Below are 15,405 nucleotides of genomic sequence, written 5' to 3' on the forward strand. Positions count from 1 at the left end.
AACGGCCCCCACCTCAGCGAGGTGGGGGCCGTTCGTTGTAGCCCCGACGGGATTTGAACCCGCGCTACCGCCTTGAGAGGGCGGCGTCCTAGGCCGCTAGACGACGGGGCCAGGATTGGCTGAAGCCAGTGGCTTCCACCATGAGCCCGGAGGCTCAGCCAGCTTAGCTGGCCAGGGCGATCCTGCAAAATCGCGTACTCACCCTGCTGCTGGGGTACCAGGACTCGAACCTAGAATGGCTGAACCAGAATCAGCTGTGTTGCCAATTACACCATACCCCACTGCCCTGGCACCGATTCTCCGCGAACGGAGCACCAGCGCCTCAGGCCGGAGAACAGGTTAGCAAACCCACTCCCGATATTTCCAAACGTAGAGGTCAGGCGAGATTCTCACGAGCCGCGCGGAGGCGCGCAAGCGTTCGTTCCCGGCCAAGCAACTCCAGCGACTCGAACAGCGGCGGGCTGATATGAGAGCCCGTCACAGCCACCCGTACCGGGCCAAACGCCAGGCGCGGCTTCAAGCCCATCCCGTCGATAAGCGCCGCTTTAAGCGTCTCCTCGATGCCCCCTGCGGCCCACTCCGCCAGTTCGCCGAGCGCGCCGATAGCAGCGTCAAGCACGGCAGCGGATTCGGGTTTGAGATTCTTCGCGGCCGCGGCCGGGTCGACTGCGAATTCCGCGTCAGGCACGTACAGGAACTTCAGCAAACCCCACGCGTCTCCAAGCACCACGATCCGCGTTTGCACGAGTTCCGCAGCCACCGCGAAGTCAGCGTCGCGGATATCCCGCGGCAAGTCATGGTGCGACTCGAGATACGTCCGCAAGCGCGCCGCGAAGTCCGCGGGCTCGAGGAGCCGAATATGCTCCGCGTTGATCGCATCCGCTTTCTTCTGATCGAAGCGGGCGGGGTTCGCTGAGACATCGGAGATCTCAAACGCAGCAACCATCTCGCCGAGCGTGAAGATATCTCGGTCGCCGGAGATGCCCCAGCCGAGCAGCGCGAGATAGTTGAGCAGGCCTTCCGGTATGAATCCACGGTCGCGGTGCAGGAAGAGATTCGACTGAGGATCGCGCTTGGAAAGCTTCTTATTGCCGTCCCCCATCACGTACGGCAGGTGGCCGAATTGCGGCACCGTGTCGGCGACACCGATCCGGATCAGTGCCTCATACAGCGCGATCTGACGAGGCGTCGACGAAAGCAAATCCTCGCCGCGCAGCACGTGTGTGATTTTCATCGCCGCATCGTCAACCGGATTCACGAGTGTGTAGAGGGGATCACCGCTCCCCCGCGTGAGCGCGAAGTCGGGCACAGTGCCTGCCTTGAACGAGATCTCACCGCGAACGAGGTCGTGCCACGTGAGATCGTGATCGGGCATGCGCAGGCGAATAACAGGCCGGCGGCCATCCGCGCGAAAGGTGGCGCGCTGCTCTTCTGTGAGACTGCGATCGAAGTTGTCGTAACCGAGTTTGGGGTCACGCCCAGCGGCCCGATGGCGCGCCTCAACCTCGTCGGGAGTCGAGTAGGACTCGTACGCTTCCCCTGCCGCGAGCAGCTTCTCGACCACTTCGAGGTGGAAGTCACGACGTTGCGACTGCCGATAAGGGCCAAAAGGTCCCCCGACTTCGGGTCCTTCATCCCAATTCAGCCCAAGCCAGCCCAGCGCGTCGAGCAGTGCGTTGTAGGACTCTTCGCTGTCGCGCGCCGCATCAGTGTCCTCGATGCGAAAGACGAATGTGCCTCCGTGGTGCCGCGCGAAGACCCAGTTGAAAAGGGCCGTCCGGATCAGCCCGACATGTGGGGTGCCGGTCGGTGACGGACAGAAGCGGACGCGGACAGGGTTTTCTGCTGTGCTCATTACTCACTTCATGTTCTGCGACGAAAGTTCAGGATTCACGGTCGACTGCCGGATTGGACAGCGTACCGATGCCCTCGACAGTTACGGAAACAGTCTGACCGGCCTGCACCTGACCAACTCCCTCAGGGGTGCCAGTCAGGATGACGTCGCCGGGCAGCAGCGTCATGACGCGCGACACCCACTCGACAAGATCGGGGATCGAGTGAATCAGCATTGACGTGCGGCTATCCTGCACGACAGTGCCGTTGATTTCAGTGGTAAGCCGCACATCACTGGGATCGATCTGTGTATCGATCCATGGGCCAAGCGGGCAGAAGGTGTCGAAGCCCTTCGCTCGGGTCCACTGGCCGTCTGCACGCTGAAGGTCCCGTGCAGTGACGTCGTTCGCGATGGTATAGCCGAGAATCACATCCCGAGCGCGGGCGGCGGGAACGTCTTTGCAAGGCCGCCCGATCACGACCGCAAGTTCACCTTCGTAGTGGACTTCTTGCGAGGAGCGGGGCAGTTGTATGGGCACGCCGGGGCCGATTATCGAGGTCGATGGTTTCATGAAGATCACCGGCTGAGCGGGCGCTTCACCGCCCATTTCGGCCGCATGGGCCGCGTAATTCTTGCCGACGCAAACCACTTTGCTCGACAAGATCGGAGCGAGCAGCCGCACGTCAGAAAGTTTCCATGATCTTCCAGTGAAAGTTGGGGTGCCGAAGGGGTGCTCGGCTATCTCTCGCACGGTCGCATCTGGGGAGTCTGGCGTATCGCCATCTACCGCCACGAATGCAACTCCATCAGGGCTCGCAACTCGACCAAGACGCATGGTGACGAGCCTAGCGGGTGCAGTTACTTTCCCCACTCCCGCACTCGCACCGCCCCTGTCAGGCCGCCTGTCGGCTAGAGTAGTGACCACTATGCAAGACAGTTCTCTTATTATGTGAGATGCACTCGGGGAGGTGCTATGGCCCCACTGGCTCAACCGCAAACACAGCGCCATCGGCGCGCGCGGCCGTGGCTGATCCTGCTGATCAGCACCCTTGCCCAATCCGCATCCGCAGTCGCGATCGCGAGCGGCGCATTCCTCATCCCGGCGCTCAGCGATCCAGCGGGCGAATACCGTCTGTCCCTCGCAGCCGCAGGCACCATCGCCGCGATGACAACAGCCGGGCTCATGCTCACACTCGTACTCTGGGGCACCCTGGTTGACCGTGCCGGCGAGCGCATCACTCTGCTGCTTGGGCTCGGCACCGGTTGCGTCACGATGTTCCTGCCCCTGACATATCGAGCGATAACCGGTGACGGGATAGAACACGCGGGGCCCACAGTGCTTGCGGCCATCCTGCTGGCAGGTGGTATGGCAGCCGGAAGCTCGAACGCCGCCAGCGGTCGCCTGGTCATCGGCTGGTTCCCGGCGAACCGGCGCGGGACCGCAATGGGGTTCCGGCAGATGGCACAACCACTCGGCGTCGCCGCCGCTGCTGTGTCCATACCTGTGATCGCCCAGCACCAAGGAGTCGCTGCGGCGCTGGCTGTCCCAGCGACTTTCGCCCTGCTCGCCGTCATCGCCACCGCGCTGTTTGTCATCGACCCACCACGACCGGCGGTCACCGCACCTGAGTTCACCACGCTGCGTCAGCACCCGTACTCACGCAGCACCGGCCTGCTGCGAGTGCACCTCGTCGCTGTTTTGCTCGTTATCCCCCAGTTCACGATATGGAGCTTCTCTTTGGTGTGGCTGATGTCAGAGCGCCACTGGACAGCGTTCGCCGCCGGGATGTTCGTCGGGTGCATCCAGGTACTGGGCGCCGCCGGCCGTCTCGCCGCCGGAGCATTGTCGGACCGCATCGGCAGCCGCACAAAACCGATCCGGATCATCGCCGTCCTCGCCGCTATCACCATGGGAGGCCTTGCTCTCGCTGACCTTCACGACCTCACCCTCGCTATCGTGCTGCTCGCAGCGGCTGGGGTCATCACAGTGGCGGATAACGGAGTCGCTTTCACCGCGGCCGCCGAGATCGCGGGACCGTTCTGGGGCGGCCGGGTCCTGAGCATCCACAACACAGCACAAAACGCGGTGGCTGCGGCGGTGCCGCCCGTTTTCGGAGCCGCGATCACCGGACTCGGTTTTCCTGCCACCTTCGCGATCGCCGCAGCTTTCGCTGTCCTCGCGGCTCCCGTTGTGCCGCCGTCGATTGGAACGCGGTCCTGACCACTGAAGACGCGCACCCAGCCGCACGAGAAACGGGACAGGCTCACGGTTAATTGTCGTGAACCTGTCCCGTTTCTCGTGCTTGTGGCGCTAGCTCAGAGCCCCCGCGATCCGGTCGCCGATTTCGCTCGTCTTGACCGTGGCACCCGGCTCGCGTGCCGCCAGATCGGCGGCGACAGCCGCATCAATCCGCTCAGCCGCCGCCGCGTCACCGGCGTGCGCCATAAGCAGCCCCACCGAAAGAATGGCTGCAGTGGGGTCTGCTTTCTGCTGTCCCGCAATGTCTGGTGCACTGCCATGTACAGGCTCGAACATGCTCGGATTAGCCCGGCTCGCATCGATATTGCCGCTCGCTGCCAGCCCGATGCCGCCCGTGACCGCCGCGGCGAGATCGGTGATGATATCGCCGAACAGGTTGTCCGTGACGATCACATCGAACCGCTCGGGGTCGGTGACCAGGTGGATCGTTGTCGCGTCCACGTGCTGGTAAGCGACCTCGACCTCCGGGTACTCCGCGGCTACCGCGTCGACTGTGCGCGACCACAGTGCGCCCGCGAACGACAGCACGTTGGTCTTGTGCACCAGAGTCAAATGCTTGCGGCGCGTCATCGCCAGGTCGAATGCGTAGCGCACCACCCGTTCGATGCCGAAGCGGGTGTTCACGCTCACCTCTGTCGCGACTTCCTGAGCTGAGCCTTGGCGCAGCACACCGCCGTTTCCGATGTAAGGCCCCTCCGTGCCCTCGCGAACAACGACGACGTCGATCGGCTTGCCCCCAGCGAGCGGCCCCGCGACTCCCGTGTACAGCTTCGAGGGGCGCAAGTTGACGTGGTGGTCAAGTGCGAAACGCAGTTTCAGCAGCAGCCCCCGCTCAAGCAGGCCCGGCTGCACGGACGGATCACCGATCGCCCCGAGGAGAATCGCATCGTGCGCGCGCACTTCTTCGAGTACTGATTCCGGCAGAATTTCACCGGTCGCGTTGTAGCGCCGCGCACCCAGATCGAACTCAGTGGCTTCAGCGCCCGGCGCAACCACACGGAGCACCTTCAATGCTTCCGCGATAACTTCCTGGCCGATTCCGTCGCCAGGGATGACTGCGAGTTTCATTACGTCCTTTCCGGACGTGCCGCCCACACGAGAGCGGCACGCGTCGCTGAAGTGTCGTCAGTCGAGGATGACAACGTCGATGCTCGACGCAGCCACACCCGTCGCGATCGAGTCGAGCACTTCTTGCGGGACAGCGCGATCGATACGAAGGATGATCGTCGCGCGGTCGCCTTCGGTGTCCTGGCTCAACTGGGCCGCGAGGATGTTGATCCCGGCCTCGCCAAGACGCATACCGATCTTGCCGAGCGCGCCCGGCTGATCCTGGTAGTGGATCAGCAGGTTGATGCCTTCGGCACGCATATCGAAGTTGCGGCCGTTGATGTTCACGATCTTCTCGACCTGCGCAGGACCGGTCAGCGTGCCAGCCACGTTCACGACCTCACCGCTCGCGAGCACCACGCGGACGTCGACCATGCTCCGGTGGTTAGGGCTTTCCGCGCTTGTCGACACCTCGGCCTGGACGCCACGCTCTTCAGCAATCGCGGGTGCGTTGACGAAAGTGACTGAATCGTCGATCACAGCGGAGAACAGGCCGCGCATCGCAGCGAGTTCAAGAACGCCCACTTCCTCGCTGGCAAGCTCACCGCGGACATCGACGACTATGCTCGCCGGCCGCTCCGGCGACAGGATTCCAGCGAGCACACCGAGCTTGCGCACGATCTCGAGCCACGGCGCGACCTCTTCACCGACAGCACCGCCCGCGACGTTCACCGCGTCAGGTACGAACTCCCCGGCGAGGGCGAGCCGCACACTCTTGGCGACATCGGTGCCAGCACGGTCCTGAGCTTCCGACGTCGACGCGCCCAAGTGCGGCGTGACCACGACCTGAGGGAGATCGAAAAGCGGGCTATCGGTGCATGGCTCAGTCGCGAAGACGTCGAGGCCTGCCGCGCCGACCTGACCGCTCCGCACCGCGTCAGCGAGCGCGTTCTCATCAATGAGACCGCCGCGGGCGGCGTTGACAATGATCACGCCCTTTTTGGTGCGGGCGAGTTCTGCAGCGCCGATGAGGCCCTTTGTTTCCGGCGTTTTCGGCAGGTGAATCGAGATGATTTCGGCGCGCTCAAGCAGCTCGTCGAGGGTTACGAGCTCGATCCCGAGCTGTCCCGCGCGGGCCGGCGAAACGTAGGGGTCGTACGCAATGACGTTCGTCTCGAAGGCAGCGATTCGCTGCGCGAACAGCTGGCCGATGCGACCGAGGCCGACGACGCCGACAGTCTTGTCGAAAATCTCGGTCCCGTTGAAGCTGCTGCGTTTCCACTCACGGCCGCGGAGCGTGAGATCCGCTGCCGGAACCTGCCGCGCAGTCGCCATGAGCAGCGCAAGCGCATGCTCGGCAGCGCTGTGGATGTTGGAGGTCGGTGCGTTGACGACCATGACACCACGCGCGGTAGCTGCCGGAACGTTGACGTTGTCCAGCCCCACACCGGCGCGGGCAACAATCTTGAGTTTCGGCGCTGCTGCGAGTACTTCCTCATCAACCGTCGTCGCCGAGCGCACGAGCAGCGCATCCGCGTCAGCGACAGCTTCGAGTAGTGCCGGCTTGTTCGGGCCATCTACCCAGCGGACCTCGACGTCGCCGCCAAGCGCATCGACGGTGGACGGCGCGAGCTTGTCCGCGATAAGAACTACCGGACGGCCTGATGGTGTCACGTGCGAACTCTCCTCATTCCGATGCTCTAAAAGTCTCGATATTCTGGCGCGTGCTGACCGCGTGGGCGGTCGCGGAGTGCGCGCTGACCGCAGATAGCCTAGTCTGCGCCCCTAACACATTCCACACCGCGGCCTCCGATCTCACATTCCGGAAGCCGCGAAAACTACTTAGCCAACCAATCACAACTGCATATCGATCCGGTCACGTACGCTCAGCCTGTGACAGTTGACACGCCGCTCGCAAACGGACGCACAGTCCCGGCGGCCAGGCAGGAAATGAGGGGTGGCTGGATGAAACGGTTTCTCATTGTGAGTATCGCCGTAATAGCCGCGCTGTTCGCAGGTCTTCCGGCCGCACAAGCTCAGCAGGTTCGTGCCGATCTCGGGGGCGGGTCCGGAATCGTCGTCGGCGGCGACTTTTTGTGCACGCTGACGACCATTGGCTATGACAACGCCGGCCGCCTGGTCGGGTTTACCGCGGCGCACTGCGGCGGCCCTGGCTCCACTGTCACCGCAGAAGCGAACCCAGCAGCAGGTGTCGTGGGGACAATCGCCCGTACCAATGGTGCCCTCGACTACGCGGTGATCCAGTTCGATCCGGCGCGCGTGAACCCGGTCCGCAGTGTTGGGCCGACCACCATCACCGGCACTGGAGCTCCCGCGCAGTTCTCCGAGTGGGTATGCAAGCAAGGACGTTCCACCGGCCACACTTGTGGATTTTCGGTCTACGTCGACCCGGTATTCAACGAGACGTGGGGGCTGGTCTGTGTGTCGGAAGGCGATTCCGGCGGACCGGTGACGCGTGGCACCACACTTGTCGGCATGGTGAGCGCGTACTTCCTCGTGCCGTGTATCGGACCGAAGATCTCCATCAACATGGAAGCTGTCGTTGCCGACGCATCTGCCGCGGGCGGCCCCGGCGCCGGGTTCCGTCCGGTCTGATCGCAGTCTCACCGCAAACGGGGCGCCTCTCCGCTGAGAGGCGCCCCGTTTCAGGTCTGATCAGGCAGTTTCGGTGATCGGGCGATCAACCCAGCTCATCAGTCCGCGCAGCTTCGCGCCCACAACTTCGATCGGGTGCTCGGCGTTCTCCTTGCGCAGTCCCTCGAGTTCCTTGTTGCCGTTTTCGACGTTGGCGACGAGGCGTTCGACGAACTTGCCGGACGTGATGTCAGCAAGGATCTCCTGCATGCGCACCTTGGTGTCAGCGTCAATCACGCGCGGCCCCGACAAGTAGCCACCGAACTCCGCGGTGTCCGAGACCGAGTAGTTCATCCGGCCGATTCCGCCCTCGTACATGAGGTCGACGATCAGCTTGAGTTCATGCAAGCACTCGAAGTACGCGATCTCCGGGGCGTAGCCTGCTTCGATCAGCACTTCGAAGCCGGTTTGCACGAGTTTCTCGGTGCCGCCGCACAGCACGGCCTGCTCACCGAAAAGGTCCGTTTCGGTTTCTTCCGCAAACGTGGTCTTGATGACGCCGGCGCGGGTGCCGCCGATCGCCTTCGCGTAGGAGAGACCGAGCGCGAGGCCCTCACCCTTCGGGTCCTGCTCCACGGCAACGAGGCACGGCACGCCCTTGCCGTCTTCGAACTGCCGGCGGACGAGGTGACCTGGGCCCTTCGGCGCCACCATGGCAACGGTCACGCTGGCCGGCGGCTTGATCAGGCCGAAGCGGATGTTGAGCCCATGCCCGAAGAAGAGCGCGTCACCGTCTTTGAGGTTCGGCTCGACGTCGTTCTTGTAGATCGATGCCTGTGCCGTGTCGGGCGCCAGGATCATAATCACGTCAGCCCAGGCGGCTGCCTCGGCGGGTGTCAGAACCTCAAGGCCCTGTTCCTCAGCCTTCGCCCGAGACTTCGACCCTTCTTTGAGGCCGACACGCACGTCGACACCCGAGTCCCGCAGGCTCAGCGAATGTGCGTGTCCCTGGCTGCCGTATCCGATAACGGCCACCTTGCGGCCCTGGATGATCGACAAGTCGGCATCGTCGTCATAAAAAATCTCGACGGCCACGTGTGGTTTCCCTTCTGCACTAGTGAGGTACGGGGCGATCGCGCCGCACACGGTGTAACGATCTGCACCCCGAGTGTGGCGGGCTTTCGCCGCAACCACACCGGGGTTGAGGCTAGCGGGTCGCGGTGATCGACTTGGGACCGCGCCCCAAAGCGACGACTCCGGACTGGACGAGTTCACGGATCCCGAACGGTTCGAGCACCTTCAGCAGCGCCTCCAATTTGGACGGAGTGCCCGTTGCTTCGATCGTCAGCGCCTCAGGTGAGACGTCGACGATCTTCGCGCGGAAAAGGTTTGCAGCCTCGATGACCTGGGCTCGTGACGACGCGTCCGCGCGCACCTTGATAAGCACCAATTCCCTGGCGACGGAATTTTCCGGATCCTGCTCAACGATCTTCAGCACGTTGATCAGCTTGTTAAGCTGCTTCGTCACCTGCTCAAGCGGTTGCTCATCGACGATCACCACAATCGTCATGCGAGACATGCCTTTGACTTCGGTCGGCCCGACGGCGAGAGACTCAATGTTGAACCCGCGCCGCGAAAACAGGGACGCTACGCGTGCCAGCACGCCGGGCTTGTCCTCGACGAGAACACTGAGCGTGTGCGTTGTCCTCACTTGCTGTCGTCCCCTTCTGAACTCTGCTGCGCCCGGTGTGCGACAGCCTGATCTTCGGTCTGCATGACGCTCTGGATCCTCGCGGGCGAGTCATCTGCGGACTCGTCCTCATCGAAGAGCGGCCGAATGCCGCGGGCTGCCATGATCTCCGTGTTACTGGTGCCGGCCGCGACCATTGGCCACACCTGAGCATCGGCCCCAACGATGAAGTCGATGACGACTGGGCGGTCGTTGATCTCCTGCGCCTTCTTGATGGCCGGGATCACATCTTCTTCCTTGTCGACGCGAATACCGACGCATCCGAGGGCCTCGGACAGCTTCACGAAGTCCGGGATGCGCAGCGAGTGCGTGGAGAGGTCCGTGTTCGAGTAGCGCTCCTCGTAGAACAGGTTCTGCCATTGCCGGACCATGCCGAGGTTGCCGTTGTTGATGAGGGCCACCTTGATCGGGACGCCTTCGATCGCGCAAGTAGCAAGTTCTTGGTTGGTCATCTGGAAGCAGCCGTCACCGTCGATCGCCCAGACCTCGGTGTCGGGGACACCCATCTTCGCGCCCATCGCGGCGGGAACCGAATACCCCATCGTTCCAAGTCCACCGGAGTTCAGCCAGGTCCGCGGCTTTTCGTACTTGATGAACTGGGCAGCCCACATCTGGTGCTGACCCACGCCTGCCACATAGACCGCGTCGGGCCCAGCGAGCCGGCCAAGCTGCTCGATAACGTACTCAGGCGAGAGCGACCCATCGCTTTGCGGCCCGTAGCTCAGCGGATACGTGTTGCGGACACCGTTGAGGTAGCTCCACCACTCGGCGATGTCCGGAATACGCCCGGTCTCACGGTCCGTGCCGATCGCCTCAGTCAGTTCGATGATCACTTCACGGCAGTCACCGACGATCGGCACATCCGCGTGCCGGTTCTTGCCGATCTCCGCCGGGTCGATGTCGGCGTGGATGATCTTGGCTTCCGGCGCGAACGTGTCGAGCTTGCCAGTCACCCGGTCATCGAATCGGGCGCCAAGGGTGATGAGGAGGTCACTGCGCTGCAGCGCCGCAACCGCGGCAACTGTCCCGTGCATACCGGGCATGCCGAGGTTGAGTTCGTGACTATCAGGGAACGCGCCACGTGCCATCAGTGTGGTGACCACCGGGATTCCGGTGAGCTCGGCAAGCCGCAGCAACTGCTCGGACGCCTCTGCTTTGAGCACGCCGCCGCCGACGTACAGGACGGGGCGCCGCGACGCAGCGATCAGCCGGGCCGCCTCACGGACCTGCTTGCCGTGCGGTTTCGTAACGGGACGGTAGCCCGGCAAACGCATTTCCGGGGGCCACACGAAGTGCATCTCGCCCTGGAGGACATCTTTGGGAATGTCGACGAGGACCGGGCCGGGACGCCCGGTAGAGGCGAGATAGAACGCTTCCGCAATGGCTCGCGGGATGTCGTCACCCTCGGTGACGAGGAAGTTGTGCTTGGTGATCGGCATGGTGATGCCAGAAATATCGGCTTCCTGGAAGCCGTCGGTGCCGATCAGCGGTCGTCCAACCTGACCGGTAATCGCCACCATGGGCACTGAGTCCATATACGCATCCGCCAGAGGCGTCACGAGGTTCGTCGCACCAGGCCCGGAGGTGGCGATACACACACCGACCTTTCCGGTGGCTTGCGCGTAACCGGTGGCTGCGTGACCCGCACCTTGCTCATGGCGGACGAGGACGTGACGGACCTTCCGCGAATCGAGCATCGGGTCGTAAACGGGCAGGATCGCGCCGCCAGGAATGCCGAATACGACATCAGCGTGGAGTTCCTCAAGCGACCGTACGACCGCCTGCGCGCCGGTCATGCGTTCTGGGGCGCCCGGGCGGGTCGTCGGCAAACTAGCCGGCGTCGCTCCTGCTCCGGTCTCGGTGCGCTGCCCACTCTGCTGGGCACCGCTAGCCTCGTGATGCCGTGCGGACCCATGTCCGGCGGCGTGTCCTGGCTGCGGGCCTGGCGTTGGCCGTGCTGTCGGTGCACTCACTGCAAGTTCCTCTTGTCGATTCCGGCGATCCTCGGTTCGTGCCGTGGTCTGGATCACTCCATATGCTACTGCGGGCACGAAAAAACCCCCGCTCGCAGGTTTCTGCGGAACGAGGGTGCGCGTCGTGCTGGCGGATACGTTGAAACCGGCTCAGGCGACGACGCGCTGACCGATTACGAGTACCGCGGTTATGTTCACGCGACCGACGCTAATGAAAACCTGCTCCTGGCGTCAATCTGATACATCCGCGGATCCCACATTTCGGGATACCTGGACGGGGGTGTTTGAGCCGGGATGCAAGTATGGAGAGGTGTCCGAAGCAAACTCAGTACAGCCAGCGCAACCCGACGGCCAACTCCCACGGCAGAAACCGGATGAGGTGACCATTCGCATCTCACGGCTGACGTTGCTCGGTGTTCTCCTTCTTGCCGTCTGTGTCGCTGTCCCGGCCGTTGCCCAGCCCATCCTGTTCGGATGGCTCGGCGCAGTCCCGATTGCGCTCGCAGTATGGATCTTGCGAGTCCGTACCAGGGTATCCGAGTCCGGCCTCGAAGTGCGAAACATGCGCGGTTCACGCCACATTTCGTGGAATGACATCAAGGGACTAACTTTCCCCAAACACCGGTCAGCGCGCGCCGAACTCCGCGACGGCGGTGCAGTCACCCTGCCTGCCGTCGCGATCACAGATATCCATAAAATCAGCCCGCTGAGCGGTGGGCGCATTCCCGACCTGAGTGCCGCCGCGCACGAATAGTCGCGGGAACCGCCCAGCCACCACCCATTCCCATTGTTTCTGAACGAGGTATCCGCAGCCCATGCCGCCCTTGAGATCCCGCACCACCACCGTCGGCCGGAATGCCGCCGGTGCACGCGCCCTGTGGCGCGCCACCGGTATGACCGACTCCGACTTCGGAAAGCCGATCGTGGCGATCGCCAACTCCTACACCCAGTTCGTCCCCGGACATGTGCATCTGAAGAACCTCGGCGAAATCGTCGCTGAGGCTGTCCGAGAGGCCGGGGGCGTGCCGCGCGAATTCCACACCATCGCTGTCGATGACGGCATCGCGATGGGCCACGGCGGAATGCTCTACTCGCTTCCAAGCCGTGAAATCATCGCCGACTCGGTCGAATACATGGCCAACGCGCACACTGCGGATGCGCTCGTCTGCATCTCCAACTGCGACAAGATCACGCCCGGGATGCTGAACGCCGCGATGCGGCTGAACATCCCGGCCGTTTTCGTTTCGGGCGGCCCGATGGAGGCAGGCAAGGCGGTCGTCGTCGACGGCGTCGCACATGCCCCGACCGATCTGGTGACCGCCATCTCCGCGAGCGCCAACTTCGCGGTGGATGACAGCGGTCTCGACGAGGTCGAACGTTCCGCGTGCCCGACCTGTGGCTCTTGTTCTGGCATGTTCACCGCAAACTCCATGAACTGCCTGACTGAGGCACTCGGTCTTGCCCTCCCCGGCAACGGCTCGACGCTCGCGACCCACGCGTTCCGCCGCGACCTCTTCAGCCGCGCCGGGAAAATCATCGTGGAAGCCGCGACCCGCTACTACCGCGACGATGACGACTCGGTGCTTCCGCGCAACATCGCCACCAAGACAGCATTCGAAAACGCGATGGCGCTCGACGTCGCAATGGGCGGCTCGACGAACACCGTGCTGCACATTCTCGCGGCCGCGCAGGAAGGCGAGATCGAGTTCACCCTCGACGACATCGACGCCATCAGCAGGCGCGTGCCCTGCCTGGCCAAGGTCTCCCCCAACTCGGACTATCACATGGAAGATGTGCACCGGGCCGGCGGGATTCCTGCGATCCTCGGTGAACTGCGCCGCGGCGGACTCCTCGATGACACGGTCACCACCGTCCACACCCCGACGATGGCGCAGTGCCTGGACAGCTGGGACATTCGTTCGCCCGAGGCCACCGCGGAAGCGAAGCACCTCTTCCTCGCGGCACCAGGTGGTGTCCGCACGACCCAACCGTTCTCCACGTCAAATGTCTGGGCGTCCGCCGACCTCGACGCAGCAAACGGTTGCATCCGCGACGTGAGCCACGCCTACACGAAAGATGGCGGTCTTGCCGTGCTGCGCGGCAATCTCGCGCCAGATGGCGCTGTGATCAAAACCGCCGGTATCGACGAGTCCCTCTGGCACTTTCAGGGCCCGGCGCGCGTAGTCGAGAGCCAGGAAGAAGCTGTGAGCGTGATCCTGCAGCGCCAGATCCAGCCGGGGGACGTCCTCGTTGTCCGCTACGAAGGCCCCGCTGGCGGACCAGGCATGCAGGAGATGCTGCACCCCACCGCCTTCCTTAAAGGTGCGGGTCTTGGGGCGAAGTGTGCGCTCATCACCGATGGGCGATTCTCCGGCGGCACATCGGGACTCTCCGTCGGCCACATGTCCCCGGAAGCCGCGGCAGGCGGCGCCATCGGGCTCGTGGAAGACGGCGATCAGATTCTCATCGACGTGCCGAACCGCGCGCTGACCGTGCTCGTCGACGACGAGGTGCTTGCCGAGCGGCGCGCGAAAATGGACGCGTCCGAACGCCCATGGCAGCCGCGTGAGCGGCAGCGCTCAGTGACAACGGCGCTTCGCGCGTACGCTGCGCTCGCAACGTCGGCCGACCGTGGCGCGGTTCGAGAAGTCAGGTAGCCGCGCCCAGAATCACGAGAAAAGGGACAAACGCACGAGTAAAACCCGTGCGTTTGTCCCTTTTCGTGTGAACGTCAGATCAGATTTGGCCTGACAGGAAAACCCATGCGCACACACCGCCGGCGATACCCAGCACAAGTAGCACGCTTGAACCCCAGCGCGGGCGCGTCGACCAGCCAGCGCTGCGCTCGAAACTGATGCGCCCCGGGCCCGTGAGCGCAAGCACCGCGGCGGCTACCGCGAGGACGAACGCCACTTCAAGCTCCGGCGTGCCCAGCCCCTGCAGCCCCGGATCGGCAGACTGCTGTGCCAGCCAGACGTTGATAAGGGCGGCAACAGCGACTGCGGCACCGACTGGTGTTGCCAGGCCGAGGAGCAGGAGCAGCCCGCCGCCAATCTGCGCGCTGATCACCGCGATCGCGACGATGCCTGGCGACTGATAACCAGCATCAGCAAATAGTGTTTCCAGTCCCTGTATGCCGAGCCCATCCGCGAGCCCCAGAAGGTGACGGAGGCCATCAGCAATCAGGGCGCCACCCACAAGCAGCCGCAGAACGAGAAGCCCGAACTCGAGCGTGCCGCGCCCCTCCCGCACCGGTTGCGCCGGCGCAACCGCCATGGGCTCACGCTGCATATCGTCTTGTGCAGCGTAGGCCGGTGCGGCGGGAGCACCCCACTGATCACTCTCACCGAACGCCTGCTGGGCGGAGTATGAGCCCGTGCCCGAACTGTACGAACCGAAGCTCATCTCCTCTGGCCTTTCGAGTATTTCGGTTTGGCTGCTGTATGCCTGGGGCGCGGCTGTGCTCTGAGTGTCCTGCACGGGGATCTGCTCGGTTGCCTCAGACTCGCGCAGCCGCAGATCGTCATCATCGACGAGCGGGGTGTACCCCTCCGTTGCCGATGGCCGGGGCGGGCGGCCGCGTGTGACTTGAGAGCTGTACTGCGCTTGCCACGGGACCGGCTGCGTGGATGCATCCACATCAGAGCTGCCCCCCGTGCCGCTGACTGACCAGGCCAGCCCAGGCGATGTCGTGTCATCACGCTCGCCCCCGGCATCAGAGATAGTGGGCATCGCTTCGGTAGCGGGGCCCGAATCAGCGCCCGGGTCTGAACTGGCACCGCTGGCAGGAATCTCCTCGGTGTTTTGGTCAAAGGGACTAGGCGCGCTCGCCGCCCCCTCATGCGGCTGCGCGCCGCTGACGTCATCACGCTTGTCGGTCATGGTCACAAGGGTAGGTCCGCAAGGGGTCCAGATGCCGGTAAGCAAGACGCGCGCCACGGAAGGC

Annotated in this window: 12 protein-coding genes and 2 tRNA genes; 4 read left to right on the forward strand and 10 right to left on the reverse strand. The window is 63.7% G+C overall.

Annotated elements, in window-relative coordinates; all coding sequences use genetic code 11:
• Positions 1-38: 38 nt before the first annotated feature.
• The 4 genes from ONR57_RS14715 to ONR57_RS14730 form a co-directional block, all read right to left on the reverse strand.
• Positions 39-111 (reverse strand) — tRNA-Glu (locus ONR57_RS14715).
• Positions 112-209: 98 nt separating this feature from the next.
• A tRNA-Gln gene (locus ONR57_RS14720) sits at positions 210-281 on the reverse strand.
• A 95-nt stretch (positions 282-376) separates the two neighbouring features.
• Positions 377-1,855 (reverse strand): glutamate--tRNA ligase, encoded by a 1,479-nt coding sequence (gene gltX / locus ONR57_RS14725; RefSeq protein ID WP_265124259.1) that lies wholly within the window; start codon positions 1,853-1,855, stop codon positions 377-379.
• Between the two features lie 28 nt (positions 1,856-1,883).
• Positions 1,884-2,669: a fumarylacetoacetate hydrolase family protein gene (locus ONR57_RS14730; protein ID WP_265124260.1), complete on the reverse strand. Its 786-nt coding sequence runs from the start codon at positions 2,667-2,669 to the stop codon at positions 1,884-1,886.
• Positions 2,670-2,807: 138 nt separating this feature from the next.
• Between ONR57_RS14730 and ONR57_RS14735 the strand changes: the two genes are divergently transcribed.
• Positions 2,808-4,055, forward strand: a complete 1,248-nt coding sequence (locus ONR57_RS14735; RefSeq protein ID WP_265124261.1) for an MFS transporter — start codon at positions 2,808-2,810, stop codon at positions 4,053-4,055.
• 90 nt (positions 4,056-4,145) lie between these two features.
• Here the strand turns inward: ONR57_RS14735 and ONR57_RS14740 are convergent, their stop codons facing one another.
• Together ONR57_RS14740 and serA are read right to left on the reverse strand one after the other, a co-directional pair.
• Complete coding sequence (locus ONR57_RS14740; RefSeq protein WP_265124262.1) at positions 4,146-5,162, reverse strand: 3-isopropylmalate dehydrogenase; 1,017 nt, start codon at positions 5,160-5,162, stop codon at positions 4,146-4,148.
• A gap of 57 nt (positions 5,163-5,219) precedes the next feature.
• Complete coding sequence (gene serA, locus ONR57_RS14745; RefSeq protein WP_265124263.1) at positions 5,220-6,815, reverse strand: phosphoglycerate dehydrogenase; 1,596 nt, start codon at positions 6,813-6,815, stop codon at positions 5,220-5,222.
• A gap of 276 nt (positions 6,816-7,091) precedes the next feature.
• On the opposite strand from serA, the gene ONR57_RS14750 reads away from it, so the two are divergent.
• Positions 7,092-7,757 (forward strand): S1 family peptidase, encoded by a 666-nt coding sequence (locus ONR57_RS14750; RefSeq protein ID WP_265124327.1) that lies wholly within the window; start codon positions 7,092-7,094, stop codon positions 7,755-7,757.
• Between the two features lie 60 nt (positions 7,758-7,817).
• On the opposite strand, the gene ilvC is transcribed toward ONR57_RS14750, so the two are convergent.
• The 3 genes from ilvC to ONR57_RS14765 form a co-directional block, all read right to left on the reverse strand.
• Entirely contained in the window at positions 7,818-8,831 is a 1,014-nt protein-coding gene (gene ilvC, locus ONR57_RS14755; protein ID WP_265124264.1) for a ketol-acid reductoisomerase, read from the reverse strand.
• Between the two features lie 112 nt (positions 8,832-8,943).
• On the reverse strand, positions 8,944-9,447 hold the full coding sequence (gene ilvN, locus ONR57_RS14760) for an acetolactate synthase small subunit (RefSeq protein ID WP_265124265.1): 504 nt from the start codon (positions 9,445-9,447) through the stop codon (positions 8,944-8,946).
• Positions 9,444-11,459, reverse strand: a complete 2,016-nt coding sequence (locus tag ONR57_RS14765) for an acetolactate synthase large subunit (RefSeq protein ID WP_265124266.1) — start codon at positions 11,457-11,459, stop codon at positions 9,444-9,446. The genes ilvN and ONR57_RS14765 overlap by 4 nt, the downstream gene beginning before the upstream one ends.
• Before the next feature lie 310 nt (positions 11,460-11,769).
• On the opposite strand from ONR57_RS14765, the gene ONR57_RS14770 reads away from it, so the two are divergent.
• Together ONR57_RS14770 and ilvD are read left to right on the forward strand one after the other, a co-directional pair.
• Positions 11,770-12,213 (forward strand): PH domain-containing protein, encoded by a 444-nt coding sequence (locus ONR57_RS14770; protein ID WP_265124267.1) that lies wholly within the window; start codon positions 11,770-11,772, stop codon positions 12,211-12,213.
• Positions 12,214-12,274: 61 nt separating this feature from the next.
• A complete protein-coding gene (gene ilvD, locus ONR57_RS14775) occupies positions 12,275-14,116 on the forward strand; it encodes a dihydroxy-acid dehydratase (RefSeq protein ID WP_265124268.1) in 1,842 nt (613 codons plus the stop codon).
• 79 nt (positions 14,117-14,195) lie between these two features.
• Here ilvD and ONR57_RS14780 read toward each other — a convergent pair whose 3' ends face one another.
• Positions 14,196-15,341: a DoxX family membrane protein gene (locus ONR57_RS14780; RefSeq protein WP_265124269.1), complete on the reverse strand. Its 1,146-nt coding sequence runs from the start codon at positions 15,339-15,341 to the stop codon at positions 14,196-14,198.
• Positions 15,342-15,405 lie beyond the last annotated feature (64 nt).

This window comes from Hoyosella sp. YIM 151337 (assembly GCF_026041215.1).
In the GTDB taxonomy this organism is placed as follows: domain Bacteria; phylum Actinomycetota; class Actinomycetes; order Mycobacteriales; family Mycobacteriaceae; genus Hoyosella.

What these genes read in the sequence shown, in the direction of transcription:
- ONR57_RS14735 (WP_265124261.1), top strand. Translation starts at nt 2,808, where the DNA reads ATGGCCCCACTGGCTCAACCGCAAACACAGCGCCATCGGCGCGCGCGG.
- ONR57_RS14730 (WP_265124260.1), bottom strand. Translation starts at nt 2,669, where the DNA reads ATGCGTCTTGGTCGAGTTGCGAGCCCTGATGGAGTTGCATTCGTGGCG.
- ilvD (WP_265124268.1), top strand. Translation starts at nt 12,275, where the DNA reads ATGCCGCCCTTGAGATCCCGCACCACCACCGTCGGCCGGAATGCCGCC.
- gltX (WP_265124259.1), bottom strand. Translation starts at nt 1,855, where the DNA reads ATGAGCACAGCAGAAAACCCTGTCCGCGTCCGCTTCTGTCCGTCACCG.
- ONR57_RS14750 (WP_265124327.1), top strand. Translation starts at nt 7,092, where the DNA reads ATGAGGGGTGGCTGGATGAAACGGTTTCTCATTGTGAGTATCGCCGTA.
- ONR57_RS14740 (WP_265124262.1), bottom strand. Translation starts at nt 5,162, where the DNA reads ATGAAACTCGCAGTCATCCCTGGCGACGGAATCGGCCAGGAAGTTATC.
- ONR57_RS14780 (WP_265124269.1), bottom strand. Translation starts at nt 15,341, where the DNA reads ATGACCGACAAGCGTGATGACGTCAGCGGCGCGCAGCCGCATGAGGGG.